Below are 12,894 nucleotides of genomic sequence, written 5' to 3'. Positions count from 1 at the left end.
CGCCGGGCCGCGCGCAATGGATCGCTAGACTCACCGCCGATGACCAGTACGAGCACGACCATCGACTCCGCACTCCGCGGGCGCGCCGGCCGCCTGGCCATGGCGGGGTTCTGGCTGGCCACCCGGACGCTGATGGTGGTCCTCCTGGTGGTGAACCTGCACGGCACCTCGTCGGTGCGCGTGGAGATCACCCAGACCTACAACAACTGGTACGACGTCCTCGTCACGGGGACCATGCCGCACGACGACGTCATGTGGCAGTACCCGCCGGCCGCGGCGGCGATCTTCCTGTCGCCCGACCTGCTCCCCTTCCTCAGCTACTTCCAGGCCTTCGTCGCCCTGACCGTGGTCTGCGACGCGCTGATCGCCGTCGGCCTGGTCCGCGCCGCCCGGCGCGCCGACGGCAGCCTGGCCGGCGCCGTGCTGTGGCTGACCACGCTGCCGCTGCTGCTGTCGCTGCCCTTCGGCCGCTACGACCTCCAGGTCACCCTGCTCGCCGTCGGCTCGCTGCTGTGCCTGCGCTTCCGCCGCAAGCTCGGCGGCGTCCTCGCCGGAGTCGGGGCCCTGGTCAAGGTCTGGCCGCTGCTCACGCTGATCGGCACCCCGCGCGGCCGCACCACCCGCGACGCCGTCGTCTCGGCCGTGGCGGCCGGGGCCGTACTGCTCGCCGTGCTCGCGCTGTTCTTCCGCGACACCCTCGGCTTCCTGGGCAACCAGGGCAACCGCGGCATCCAGGTCGAGTCCCTCGGCGGCTCCGCCCTGATGCTCGGCAAGCTCGTCGGCGCCTGGTCCGGGAAGGTCGAGGTCCGCTACGGCGCCTACGAGTACCTCGGCCCGTACGTCTCCAGCGTCGCCCTGGTCTCCGTCGGCCTCACGGTCGTCGGTTTCGCCTGGCTGCTGCTGTGGCGGGTGAAGGCCCGGCGCTGGACGACCGCGACCCCGCTGGACGCCGCGCTGTGCGCCATCCTCGTCTTCACCATCACCAGCCGCGTACTCAGCCCGCAGTACCTGATCTGGCTGGTCGGCCTCGCGGCCGTCTGCCTGACCTGCAAGCACACCACGCAGCGGCCGGTGGCCTGGCTGATCGTCGCCTCGACCGCGCTCAGCACGGCGATCTACCCGCTCACCTACGGCTCGGAGATCCTCCCGGGCACCGGCTTCGGCACGTTCCTCCTGGTGCTCCGCAACGGCCTGCTGGCCTGGGCCGCCGTCTGGTCCTGCCTGCGCCTGTGGCGGGCCAGCGTGAGCCCCGTGCCCGCGAGCGGGTCCGTGAACGGGAAGGACGCCGGGACCGCGGCGGCCCCGGCGTCCAAGGCCGGGTCCGAGGTCCCGGCGCGCGTCTGAATCCCGCTCAGGACGCCCTACGGTGCTGCGCCGCGCGGGCCGTGAACTCCGCGTCCCGCACCACCCGCTGGGCGTTCCCCCAGGTCAGCAATGCCAGGTCGGTCTCCGGCCAGCCCCGCTCCAGCAGTTCCGCGATCAGTCGCGGATAGCCCGAGGGATCCGTCAGTCCCGTCGGCCGGGGGACGCCCGGCTCGGCGCCGAAGCCGGCGCCCAGGCCCACGCAGTGGGGGCCCGCGACGGCTCGTACGTGGTCCACGTGGTCCGCCACCGCGTGCAGGGAATCCCCGGTCAGCACGCTGTCGAAGCCGACCATCGCCAGGCCGTTCGCCGCGCGCAGCGCGAGCAGCACCTCGTCGGTCACGTTGTCCGGGTGCGGATTGAGGGCGGCCGCCCCGGTGTGCGAGATGATCACCGGCGCCTTGGAGGCCGCGGCGAGCTGGCAGGCCGGCGCGGGCGGGCAGCCCCGGAGGTCCAGCAGCATCGCCAGCCGGTTCATCTCCTTGACCACCTCGTGGCCGAAGGCGGTCAGCCCCTCCATCGCCCACGGCGCTCCGGCCGGCGCGAGGATCCGTACGCCCAGCGCGTGGAAGGCGCGCAGCACGCCCAGCGAGTCCGTCAGGGTGCGGCCGGGCACGGGGCCGAGGAGGGAGGCGATGCGGCCGCGGTTGCGGGCGTCCGCCAGGTCGTCGGCGGTCAGCGCGAGGCAGAGGCCGTCGGGGTAACGGCGCATCAGGGCCAGCGCCACGTCGATCTGTTCGAGGGTGTCGGACACCACCTGGTCGGTGGCCCCGGCCTCGCGCGGCATGAGCAGCGACCAGAACTGGGCGCCCACTCCCCCGGCGCGCAGCCGCGGGATGTCGGTGTCGACGCCCGCGTCCGAGGTCTCGATGTCGTGGTAGGGACTCTCGCGGAGGGTCCAGACGAGGGTGTTGCAGCCATCCACGACGGGATGGACGCTCAGCAGTGCGGCAGCCCGGTCCAGGGCGCCCGGGAGCAATGCGCCGGTGGGATCCTCGGCTCCTAGGGAGCCGGGGCCCACGGGGGTCACCGGGTTCGTGTGCGGTTCGTCCTGCAGGTCGGCCATGGCGTGCGCTCCGGTCTCGGCGGCTGTGTCGGTGCGAAAAGCAGCGGGAGAGAAGCAGGGAAGATGGTGCCACCGTGACATGTGGGACGCCGGGGGCGCCCGGCGGATGTGGCGTTCGGGTGTAACCGGCAGGATTTCGCTGGTCACAGCCCGTGCGCCGGATCCGCCGGGCGGGCCGGTCAGGAAGCGGCGGGCACCGGGAGCACCGCGTTGGACGGGCCCCGGGAGGCCGACTGCTCGCGCGCCACCGCTTCGGCGTCGCGCAGCGTCCGTACCGCGTTCGACCAGGTCAGCTTGGCCAGGTCGGCCTTCGACCAGCGGCGTGCCAGCAGCTCGGCGACCAGGTTGGGGTACCCGGCCACGTCGTCCAGCCCGGCCGGGGTGAAGGCGGTGCCGTCGTAGTCCCCGCCGATGCCGATGTGGTCGACGCCGGCCACCTCGCGCATGTGGTCGAGGTGATCGGCGACGGTCGCGGCCGTGGCCACCGGGCGCGGGCGCGCCTCCTCGAAGGCCCGGTGCAGGGCCATCGCCGCGGGGGTGGTGTCGAGGTGGTGGTAGCCGTGCGCGCGCAGGTTCTCGTCGGCGGCCAGGGTCCACTCGACGGCTGCCGGGAGGATGAACTTGGGCACGAAGGTGGCCATCGCGACCCCGCCGTTGGCCGGCAGCAGCGCCAGCACGTCGTCGGGGATGTTGCGCACGTGGTCACAGACGGCCCGGGCCGAGGAGTGCGAGAAGACCACCGGCGCCGCCGTGACCGCGAGCGCGTCGCGCATCGTGGTCGCGGCGACGTGCGAGAGGTCGACGAGCATGCCGATCCGGTTCATCTCGCGGACGACCTCGCGGCCGAACTCGCTGAGGCCCCCGTGCCGGGGCTCGTCGGTCGCCGAATCCGCCCAGTCGATGGTGTCGTTGTGCGTGAGCGTCATGTACCGCACGCCGAGCTGGTGCAGGGCGCGCAGGGTGGCGAGCGAGTTGTTGATGGAGTGCCCGCCCTCGGCGCCCATCAGCGAGGCGATCCGGCCCTCGGCGCGCGCCGCCTCCATGTCGTCGGCCGTCAGGGCCCGCACCAGGTCGTGCGGGTAACGGTCGATCAGCTGGGCGACGACGTCGATCTGCTCCAGGGTGGCGCTGACCGCCTCGTCGCCCGCGTAGTCGGAGCGCACGTAGACCGACCAGAACTGCGCGCCGACCCCGCCGGCGCGCAGCCGGGGGATGTCGGTGTGCAGGTGGCCCTTCTGGTCGCGGCCGATGTCCCGCCGGTCCAGGTCGTAGCGCACCGTCTCGCGCAGGGCCCAGGGCAGGTCGTTGTGTCCGTCGACGACCGGGTGCTCGGCGAGCAGTTCGCGCGCCGCGTCCAGGTGTCGGGCGGCTCCCGTCCCGCCCGCGGCGTCGACGGGGGTCATTTGCCGAATCCGAACGACTCCTGGCCGGCGACCTTGTTGCGCAGCCGCTTGCCCTTCTCGGTGGCCTGGTCGTTGAGGTCCTGGAGGAAGTCGTTCATGCGGGCCCGCAGCTCCGGGTCGTGCGCGGCCAGCATCCGTACGGCGAGCAGCCCGGCGTTGCGGGCGCCGGCGATCGAGACGGTGGCGACGGGGATCCCGGCCGGCATCTGGACGATCGACATCAGGGAGTCCATGCCGTCGAGGTACTTCAGCGGGACGGGTACGCCGATGACGGGCAGCGGGGTGACGGAGGCGAGCATGCCGGGAAGGTGGGCCGCCCCGCCCGCGCCCGCGATGATCGCCTTCAGGCCGCGCGCGTCGGCCCGCTCGCCGTACGCGATCATCTCGCGCGGCATCCGGTGCGCGGAGACCACGTCGACCTCGTAGGGGATCTCGAACTCGTCGAGGGCCTGGGCCGCGGCCTCCATGACGGGCCAGTCGGAGTCCGATCCCATGACGATGCCGATGACGGGAGCTGCTGCGGAGGTGCTCATTCGGTGATGGATCCTCTGAGATAGCCGGCTGCGTGACGTGCTCGCTCCAGCACATCGTCCAGATCGTCGCCGTAGGTGTTGACGTGGCCGACCTTGCGGCCCTGTTTCACGTCCTTGCCGTACATGTGGATCTTCAGCTGGGGGTCGTGGGCCATGCAGTGGAGGTACGCCGCGTACATGTCGGGGTAGTCCCCGCCGAGCACGTTCGCCATGACCGTCCAGCGGGCGCGCGGGCGCGGGTCGCCGAGGGGGAGGTCCAGGACGGCCCGTACGTGGTTGGCGAACTGGGAGGTGATGGCACCGTCCTGCGTCCAGTGGCCGCTGTTGTGCGGGCGCATCGCCAGTTCGTTGACCAGGATCCGGCCGTCGGTGGTCTCGAAGAGCTCCACGGCCAGGTGGCCGGTCACGTCGAGCTCCTTGGCGATGCGCAGGGCCAGGGCCTGGGCCTCGCCGGCGAGGGCCTCCGAGAGGTTCGGGGCGGGGGCGATGACCGTGTCGCAGACCCCGTCCACCTGGATGGACTCCACGACGGGGTAGGACACGGCCTGGCCGTGCGGGGAGCGGACGATGTTGGCCGCGAGCTCGCGGACGTAGTCCACCTTCTCCTCGGCCAGGACCGGGACGCCCGCCTTGAACGGGGCCTCGGCGTCCGCCTGCGTGCGGACGAACCACACGCCCTTTCCGTCGTACCCGCCGCGCACCGTCTTGAGGATGACGGGGAACCCGCCGACCTCTTCGGCGAAGGCCGCCGCGTCCGCCGGATCGCTCACGATCCGGTGGCGGGGGCTGGGCGCGCCGATCTCGTCGAGCCGGGCGCGCATCACCCCCTTGTCCGCGGCGTGCACCAGCGCGTCGGGTCCCGGGCGGACGGGGATGCCGTCCGCTTCCAGGACCCGCAGGTGCGCGATGGGCACGTGCTCGTGGTCGAAGGTGATCACGTCACAGCCGCGCGCGAAGGCGCGGAGGGTCTCCAGATCGCGATAGTCGCCGATGACGACGTCGCTCACGACCTGGGCCGCCGAGTCCTGTGGGGTGTCACTGAGGATCTTGAATCTGATGCCGAGGGGGATACCCGCCTCGTGGGTCATGCGGGCGAGCTGTCCGCCGCCGACCATGCCGACTACCGGGAACGTCACTCCTCCAGGGTATCCGGCGGTATTGCGCCATCCGGACCCGCATGGGACGCCCCTGGCCGGTACCCGGCGGTCGGGTGTGGCGGATGTGCCGTGTGTCGCACGGTGTCCGAAGGCGCAGACGTACCGATGGGGCGACACTTAGCATGGGCGCGCACGGGTCGACGTGTGGAGTAGACGTGTGACGCCTCATACGGGGGCCCCGAAGACAGGACTGAGCCTCATATGAGCAAGCCGGAGAACGGATCCGTCCTCGACCGCGTGCGCGGGCTCGCGCGCGAGATCGCCAGGTTCGGGGCCGTCGGCGGGCTGGGGGTCCTGGTCAACCTGGGCGTCTTCAACCTGATCCGGCAGGTCACCGATCTCCAGGTGGTGCGCGCGAGCGTGATAGCCACCCTGGTGGCCATCGTCACGAACTACCTGGGCTTCCGCTACTTCGCCTACCGGGACCGGGCCGACCGGACCGGAGCGGGCCGCACCCGTGAGCTCGGACTGTTCGTCGCGTTCAGCGCGATCGGGCTCGTGATCGAGAACGGCATCCTGTTCACGGCCACCTACGGCTTCCACTGGGACGGGCCGCTCGCCTCGAACTTCTTCAAGTTCACGGGCATCGGCATCGCCACCGTGTTCCGCTTCTGGTCCTACCGCACGTGGGTCTTCAAGGCCCTGCCCGCGCCGTCCGCGGCCTCGCTGGTCGTCGAGCAGCGCGACGGCCAGGCCCCGGCGGCCCACGTGGCCCCCGCGTCTCCAGCGGACGCGCAGGCCGCGGCGGCGCGGACCCCGGAGACCGCCGCGAACTGAGGTTCCCCGCCCGCGGCCGCCCTCAGCGGACCGTCTGCTCCGGCTCGGCGCGCTCCGGCGCGGTCCGGCTGAGGAACAGGGCGAACACCGGCGGGCGGGTCTGGAGCAGCTCCAGGCGGCCGCCGTCTGCTTCCGCGAGGTCCCGGGCCACGGCGAGGCCGATGCCGGTGGAGTTGCGGCCGCTGATGGCCCGCTCGAAGATCCGGTTGCCGAGGTCCGGCGGGACGCCCGGTCCCTCGTCCGTGACCTCCAGTACGGCCTGGTTGCCGATCACGCGGGTGCGCAGGGCCACGGTGCCGCCGCCGTGCATGAGGGAGTTCTCCACCAGGGTCGCCAGGACCTGCGAGACCGCGCCCGGGGTGCCCACGGCGCGGATGCCGGTCTTCCCGGAGCGGACGACGGCCCGGCCGGCGCTGCGGTAGGCGGGGCGCCACTCCTCCAGCTGCTGCTTGACGACCTCGTCCAGGTCGAAGGGGACGGCCGAGCCCGTGCGCGGATCCCTGGAATTCGTCAGGAGCCGCTGGACCACGTCCGTGAGCCGCTCCACCTGGGTGAGGGCGATCGTCGCCTCCTCCCGTACGGTCTCCAGGTCGTCGGTGACGGTGATCTCCTCCAGCCGCATCGACAGGGCGGTGAGAGGGGTGCGCAGCTGGTGCGAGGCGTCCGCGGCCAGGCGCCGCTCGGCGGTGAGCATGCGGCCGATCCGCTCGGCGCTGGAGTCCAGCACGTCCGCGACCCGGTCCAGCTCGGGAACCCCGTACCGCTTGTGGCGGGGCCGCGGGTCGCCCGATCCGAGGCGCTCGGCCGTCTCGGCGAGGTCGGTGAGCGGGGAGGCCAGCCGGTTGGCCTGGCGTACGGCGAGCAGGACGGCCGCCACGACGGCGAGCAGGGCGACGGCGCCGACCACGGCCAGGGTCCGGCCGACCTCGCGGGTGACGGTGGAGCGGGACTCCTCGACGACCACGGTCTCGCCCTGCTCCCCGCGGGCGGTGCCCCGGATGACGCTGTCGGTGATGCGCGTCCCGATCTCGACCGGTTCCCGGCCGGGGATCGCGATCCGGGCGTACCGGCCGGCGTCGAGCTGTTCGGCGAGCGCTCCGGCGTCGACCGGCTTCTTCTCCAGGACGTCGCTCTCGACGATGCCCACCAGCCGCAGCGCCTCGGACTCGATGCGGTCCTGGGCGCTGCTGGTGATGGTGCGGGTCTCGACGATGACGAGGGAGACCCCGAAGACGGCGATGACGACGAGCACCACGGCGAGCGTGGAGTTGATCAGGCGGCGGCGCATGGCTCCGAGAATGCCCTAGATATACGGTCCCGGGTGGTTGCAGCTCTTCGCGGAGGCGCTCTCAGCTCTTCTCGAAGCGGAAGCCGACCCCGCGCACGGTGGCGATGTAGCGGGGGTTGGCCGCGTCGTCGCCGAGCTTCTTGCGCAGCCAGGAGATGTGCATGTCGAGGGTCTTGGTGGAGGACCACCAGGTGGTGTCCCAGACCTCGCGCATGAGCTGGTCGCGGGTGACGACCCGGCCCGCGTCGCGCACGAGGACGCGCAGCAGGTCGAACTCCTTCGCCGTGAGCTGGAGCTCCTCCTCGCCCATCCACGCGCGGTGCGATTCGACGTCGATGCGCACCCCGTGGGTGGCCGGGGCCTGGGAGGCCTCGTTGGCGCCGCGCCGCAGGAGGGCCCGCACGCGGGCGAGCAGCTCGGCGAGCCGGAAGGGCTTGGTCACGTAGTCGTCGGCGCCGGCGTCCAGACCCACGACCGTGTCGACCTCGTCGGCGCGGGCGGTGAGGACCAGGATCGGGAAGCCGTGGCCCTCGGCGCGCAGCCGGCGGGCGACCTCCAGGCCGTCCATGCCCGGCAGGCCCAGGTCCAGCACGACGAGGTCGATGCCGCCCTGCAGTCCCGCGTCCAGGGCGGTGGGGCCGTCCTCCCGGACCTCGACCTCGTACCCTTCCCGGCGCAGGGCGCGGGCCAGGGGTTCCGAGATGGATGCGTCGTCCTCGGCGAGCAGTACACGCGTCATGTGGGTGATGGTAGTCCGCGGCGGGGGAAAGAAGAGGCCCGCCGACAAGGCCCTGTCTATCTGGGCTTATGGAGCCCTAACGGCCTTCGAATGTGGCCAGTTGGTTCCACCTCAGCCTGTGATCCATATCTCAAGTACTTTCATATGCGGCACTGTCGTGTCGTATGGTGTCGAGACGCCTGATGCACTACCTCCAAGAGACTTTCGAGCCAAAACCAGCCGAAAGTCTCTATTTCTGCCCTGATCGGGCAGGCATTGTTGTCGCACCGCCCGTTCCGGGCAGATGACAGTGAATGACCTATGGGCCGGGCCCTTCGCGCGATGGAGCGCGACAGGGCGTGGATCCCGGTTGTGGATGTTCTTTCGTCTTCGCCCCCGCGGAGCGAACCCCCGGGCGTGGGGTCCGGAACACCCGTAGCCGGTACCGGCCACCCCTCACCGGGCGCCGTTGTGCTCACGAAGCCGCGCGTCCCGAGCAAGCAAGGATCGACCATGGCTTCCAGCCTGACGAAGGACTCGGCGGACCCCTCCACCGAGAAGACCTTCTTCGGACACCCCCGTGGCCTGGCCACTCTGTTCATGACCGAGATGTGGGAGCGGTTCTCCTACTACGGCATGCGCGCCCTCCTCGTGTACTACCTGGTCTCGGGCGGCGCCGACGCCGCCACGGGCAGCCAGGGCGGCGGCCTCGCGATGACCGCGGCGACGACCACGGCCATCTACTCCGTGTACGTCTCCATGGTCTACCTGATGGCCATGCCGGGCGGATGGTTCGGTGACCGCGTCTGGGGCGCCCGCAAGACGGTCGCCATCGCCGGCTTCGTGATCATCGCCGGTCACGTGTCGCTGGCCGTGCCGGGCCAGGCGATGTTCTTCGTCGGTCTGATCCTCGTCGCAGCCGGTTCCGGTCTGCTGAAGGCCAACATCTCCACGATGGTCGGCCACCTGTACGACGGCCCCGAGGACCCGCGCCGTGACGGTGGCTTCACGCTCTTCTACATCGGCATCAACCTCGGTGCCTTCGTCGCCCCGCTGGTCGTCGGTACGGTCGGCAAGGAGCACAACTGGCACCTGGGCTTCGCCCTCGCCGCCGTCGGCATGGCCCTGGGTCTGGCCCAGTTCCTGCTCGGCACCAAGCACCTGAGCCCGAAGAGCAGCCTGGTCCCGAACCCGCTGTCCCCGGAGGAGCGCAAGGCCGTCCTCACGAAGGTCGCCCTCGCCGTTCTCGGTGTCGCCGTCTTCTACGGCGCCGTGGTCGCCCTGGGTGCCTACACGCTGAACTGGGCCCTGGTCCCGCTGACGCTGGCCGGCCTGTTCATCCCGATCGCCGTGCTGACGCGCATCAAGCGCGACAAGGACCTGTCGGTCACCGAGCAGTCGAAGATGACCGCGTACATCTTCTTCTTCATCGCCGCCGCCGTCTTCTGGATGATCTACGACCAGGGTGGCTCCACGCTGTCCCTGTTCGCGGACGACAAGACCGCCGACACCGTCTTCGGCCTCGGCTTCTCGGCCACCTGGTACCAGTCGCTGAACCCGCTGTTCGTGATGGCCCTGGCCCCGGTCTTCGCCTGGCTGTGGCTGTGGCTGGCCCGCAAGAACCAGGAGCCGAACACCATCGTGAAGTTCGCGATGGGTCTGGTCCTGATCGGCGCCTCGTTCTTCGTCTTCATCGTCCCGATGAACATGGCGGGCGGCGACGTCAAGGTCTCCCCGATGTGGCTCGTCTCGATCTACATGATCCAGACCATCGGTGAGCTGTGCGTCTCCCCGGTCGGCCTCTCCGTCACCACGAAGATGGCCCCCCAGAAGTACGCCTCCCAGATGATGGGCGTCTGGTTCCTCGCGGTCACCGCCGGTGACTGCATCACCAGCCTGCTCTCCATCGCCAAGGTGGACCTGAACGGCACCTGGATCATCGGCTTCGAGGCCTTGGCGGCGGTGGTCGCGGGCATCGCGGTCTACTCGTACCGCAAGAAGGTCCAGTCGCTGATGGGCACCGTCCACTGACGCGTCCGACCCCGCGGAACGGCCCGGCACACCCAAAGGTGTGCCGGGCCGTTCCCGTTCCCGTTCCCGGGTGCGGTCGCCTATCCGTTACCGCTGGCCGCGCAGGCGGCGCCACGGGGTGAAGGTGAAGACCGCCGCGCCGAGCAGCATGACCGTGCCGGCGACCAGGGCCAGGGCCTTGATGCCGCCGTCGTCCGACGCTCCGGTCTGGGCGAGGCCGCCCGAGGTGCTGCCGGAGGTGCCGCCCGAGGTGCTCCCGCCCGAGGTGCCGGAGCCGCCGGGCTGGGCGGCGGTGTCGAGCGTGAGCGAGACGGCGCTCTTGGTGGCGGCGCAGGGCACCACGATCGGGGCGGCGCCCGGAGCCATCACCACGTTGATCGTCAGCTTGTCCGGGGTCAGCGTGGTCTTGCCGGTCTTGCCCGGCTTGTAGGTGCCCTTCATGTCACTGAGGCTGACCGGGGTGCCGGCCTTGATCGGCGCGGGGTTGCCCGGGCCGCTGACCTTGACGATGCCGCTGTCGGCGCCGCCGAGCTTGATGTCCAGCGCGGGCTGGAGCGCGCCCGCCGGAAGGTCCGCCGGGCTGTTCATCACGCCCTTGGCGGTCGTGGCCGTCAGGTCGTAGCTGCCGCCGTTCTTCTTCGCGCTGATCGTCACCTTGCCGTTCAGGGGGCCGTTCGGCATGAAGGTCCCGCAGTCGAAGGTGACGTCGACGGGCTGGCCCGGGAAGTCCGTCTGGCCCCCGCCGGTCGGGGAGGGCCCGGGGCTGGTGGGCGGAGCCGTGGTGGGCGGAGGGGTGGTCGGGGGCTTGCTGGTGGGCGGCGGGCTCGTGGGCGGCTTGCTGGTCGGCGGCGGACTGCTGGGCGACGGGGAGCCGCCGCCGGCCGTCACGTCCAGTTCGAGGGAGGGCCCGGGGTTGTTGCCCGGGGTACAGGTCGTGGTCGTACCCATCGCCTTGATCAGCAGGACGCCGGCGGTGAAGGTCACCTTGCCCGACTTCTTGGGCGTGTAGGTGCCCGTCAGGTCATTGATCTTGATGGGCGTGTTGGCGGGGATCGGCTCCGCGTTGGGCGCGCCCTGCACCGCGACCTTCCCCTGCTCCGCGCCGCCGAGCACGATCTCGGCGCTGGGAGTCATCGCGCCCGCGCCGAGCTCGATGGGGCTGGAGGAGACACCCTTCTGGAAGGACATCGTCAGCTTGTAGCCGCCGCCCTCCTTGACGCCCTTGATGTCGATCGGCGACACCGCCTCCTTGTCGCCGATGGGCGTCTTGCACTTGTACTGCACGTCGACCACGGCCGCCTGAGCCGGCGTGGCCCCCATGGCGATGCCCGCGCCGCCGAGCAGCAGCGCGACCGCGGCCGCGCTCGCCCTCCGTTGGGTTTTCACTGAAGTCCCTTCGTCGTCGGACTGTTCTCAGACGGTGCGGACGTCTGTGGTGCAGGTGCTTCTGTTTCCTGTGTCCCCGGCGCGCTGTCCGGGGTGAACCACGGCAGTGCCGCCGTGGTGGTCTGTGGGGGTTCGGCCGGCTGGCCGGAGCGGGCCAGCGGTCCTCGTACGGGGCCCCGCGCGGGCCCCCGTACCGCCGGGATCCGGGGCAGCCGGGCGGTCACGGCCGCCGCCGGGTCGGGCTGCGGCCGGGGGCCGCGGTGGCGGCCGCTCGCCGCGAGACCCGCGCGCGGGCGGACCTTGTCGACGACGGCCATGCCGATCCGGAAGATCGCGGCCGGGATCACCAGCAGGAGCAGGCCCCAGAACAGCAGCACCCCGTACGGGCGGGCCACGCCCCAGGGCTGCGTGGCCAGGACCGTCTCCCCGTACTTGAGGGAGAGGGTGTAGTCGCCGTGGGCGCCGGCCGGCAGGGTGGCGTCGAGGGAGACCTCCGCCTTGCCGCCGGGCGGGACGGTGCCCTTCCAGCGGACCTCTTCCCAGGTCGGCGCGAACACCCCGTGGGCGGTGCCGAGCTGGAAGACCGGGTCCTTGACCGCGGCGGAGCCGAGATTGCCCACGGTGACCGTGAACTTCCGGCCGGCCGGAGCACCGAACCAGGTCAGCACCCCGTCCCCGCCCTTGAGCCGGACCCCGGTGAGCAGCGCCAGCCGGGCCGTGCCGCCCTCGGCGGGCAGGTCGGCCACCGGGTGGTCGGTGATCTTCAGCGGGGCCCCGACGGTGGACTGGTCCCCGTTGACGGAGGTCACGTTGACCACGCAGGGGCAGGGCTTGGGCGGGGCGACCACCGGGAGCTGGGCGGAGAAGTGCCCGTCGTCGGCGACCGAGACGGCCACGCCGTCGGCGTTGGCGCAGCTGTTGGTTCCGCCGATCATGTTCTGCCCGCAGACCAGCAGCATCACCATGGTCTTGGCCCGCCAGCCCGTTCCGGTGACGGCTATCTCCGTGCCCTTGGCGGCCTCCTTGAGCGAGAGGGCCACGGCGGGTTTGGCCCCGTCGTCCGCGGCGGCCGGGGCCGCGGTGAACAGCGCCAGCGCGCACACCGCCAGCCCCGCCGCCAGCCCCGCGCGTCCCGCGGCGACCAGGGCCCTGACCTTGCCGCCGTGTCTCCCA

11 protein-coding genes are annotated in these 12,894 nt (G+C 71.4%); 3 read left to right on the top strand and 8 right to left on the bottom strand.

Translation table 11 applies throughout. The annotated features are described in order from the left end of the window. Positions 1-39 precede the first annotated feature (39 nt). The gene (locus tag ACE1OC_RS25075) at positions 40-1,344 is read left to right on the top strand and encodes a glycosyltransferase 87 family protein (protein ID WP_407838906.1); all 1,305 of its coding nucleotides are present in this window, start codon (positions 40-42) and stop codon (positions 1,342-1,344) included. A 7-nt stretch (positions 1,345-1,351) separates the two neighbouring features. On the opposite strand, the gene ACE1OC_RS25070 is transcribed toward ACE1OC_RS25075, so the two are convergent. The 4 genes from ACE1OC_RS25070 to ACE1OC_RS25055 form a co-directional block, all read right to left on the bottom strand. Beyond that, positions 1,352-2,428, bottom strand: a complete 1,077-nt coding sequence (locus ACE1OC_RS25070) for a membrane dipeptidase (RefSeq protein ID WP_407838905.1) — start codon at positions 2,426-2,428, stop codon at positions 1,352-1,354. A 179-nt stretch (positions 2,429-2,607) separates the two neighbouring features. Continuing rightward, positions 2,608-3,831, bottom strand: a complete 1,224-nt coding sequence (locus ACE1OC_RS25065; RefSeq protein WP_407838904.1) for a dipeptidase — start codon at positions 3,829-3,831, stop codon at positions 2,608-2,610. After that, positions 3,828-4,364: a 5-(carboxyamino)imidazole ribonucleotide mutase gene (gene purE / locus ACE1OC_RS25060; RefSeq protein WP_407838903.1), complete on the bottom strand. Its 537-nt coding sequence runs from the start codon at positions 4,362-4,364 to the stop codon at positions 3,828-3,830. Before purE ends, ACE1OC_RS25065 begins: the two co-directional genes overlap by 4 nt. Further along, positions 4,361-5,500, bottom strand: coding sequence for a 5-(carboxyamino)imidazole ribonucleotide synthase (locus ACE1OC_RS25055; RefSeq protein ID WP_407838902.1), 1,140 nt, complete (start codon positions 5,498-5,500; stop codon positions 4,361-4,363). The genes purE and ACE1OC_RS25055 overlap by 4 nt, the downstream gene beginning before the upstream one ends. Before the next feature lie 222 nt (positions 5,501-5,722). On the opposite strand from ACE1OC_RS25055, the gene ACE1OC_RS25050 reads away from it, so the two are divergent. Beyond that, positions 5,723-6,298, top strand: coding sequence for a GtrA family protein (locus ACE1OC_RS25050; protein ID WP_407838901.1), 576 nt, complete (start codon positions 5,723-5,725; stop codon positions 6,296-6,298). A 22-nt stretch (positions 6,299-6,320) separates the two neighbouring features. Here the strand turns inward: ACE1OC_RS25050 and ACE1OC_RS25045 are convergent, their stop codons facing one another. Both ACE1OC_RS25045 and ACE1OC_RS25040 read right to left on the bottom strand, forming a co-directional pair. Continuing rightward, positions 6,321-7,586: an ATP-binding protein gene (locus ACE1OC_RS25045; RefSeq protein WP_407838900.1), complete on the bottom strand. Its 1,266-nt coding sequence runs from the start codon at positions 7,584-7,586 to the stop codon at positions 6,321-6,323. A gap of 61 nt (positions 7,587-7,647) precedes the next feature. Continuing rightward, a complete protein-coding gene (locus ACE1OC_RS25040; RefSeq protein WP_250736849.1) occupies positions 7,648-8,325 on the bottom strand; it encodes a response regulator transcription factor in 678 nt (225 codons plus the stop codon). A gap of 492 nt (positions 8,326-8,817) precedes the next feature. Between ACE1OC_RS25040 and ACE1OC_RS25035 the strand changes: the two genes are divergently transcribed. After that, positions 8,818-10,335: a peptide MFS transporter gene (locus ACE1OC_RS25035; protein ID WP_274553012.1), complete on the top strand. Its 1,518-nt coding sequence runs from the start codon at positions 8,818-8,820 to the stop codon at positions 10,333-10,335. Positions 10,336-10,422: 87 nt separating this feature from the next. Here ACE1OC_RS25035 and ACE1OC_RS25030 read toward each other — a convergent pair whose 3' ends face one another. Both ACE1OC_RS25030 and ACE1OC_RS25025 read right to left on the bottom strand, forming a co-directional pair. After that, positions 10,423-11,721 carry a hypothetical protein gene (locus ACE1OC_RS25030; RefSeq protein WP_407838899.1) on the bottom strand — a complete coding sequence of 433 codons (1,299 nt, stop codon included), beginning with the start codon at positions 11,719-11,721 and terminating at the stop codon, positions 10,423-10,425. After that, positions 11,718-12,830 carry a hypothetical protein gene (locus ACE1OC_RS25025; protein WP_407841677.1) on the bottom strand — a complete coding sequence of 371 codons (1,113 nt, stop codon included), beginning with the start codon at positions 12,828-12,830 and terminating at the stop codon, positions 11,718-11,720. The genes ACE1OC_RS25030 and ACE1OC_RS25025 overlap by 4 nt, the downstream gene beginning before the upstream one ends. Positions 12,831-12,894: the final 64 nt, after the last annotated feature.

Origin of the sequence: Streptomyces stoeckheimensis (assembly GCF_045822005.1) — a bacterium.
In the GTDB taxonomy this organism is placed as follows: Bacteria; Actinomycetota; Actinomycetes; order Streptomycetales; family Streptomycetaceae; genus Streptomyces; species Streptomyces stoeckheimensis.
Note: the sequence above shows the minus strand (reverse complement) of the source record. Positions and strands in the feature narration are given on the sequence as shown.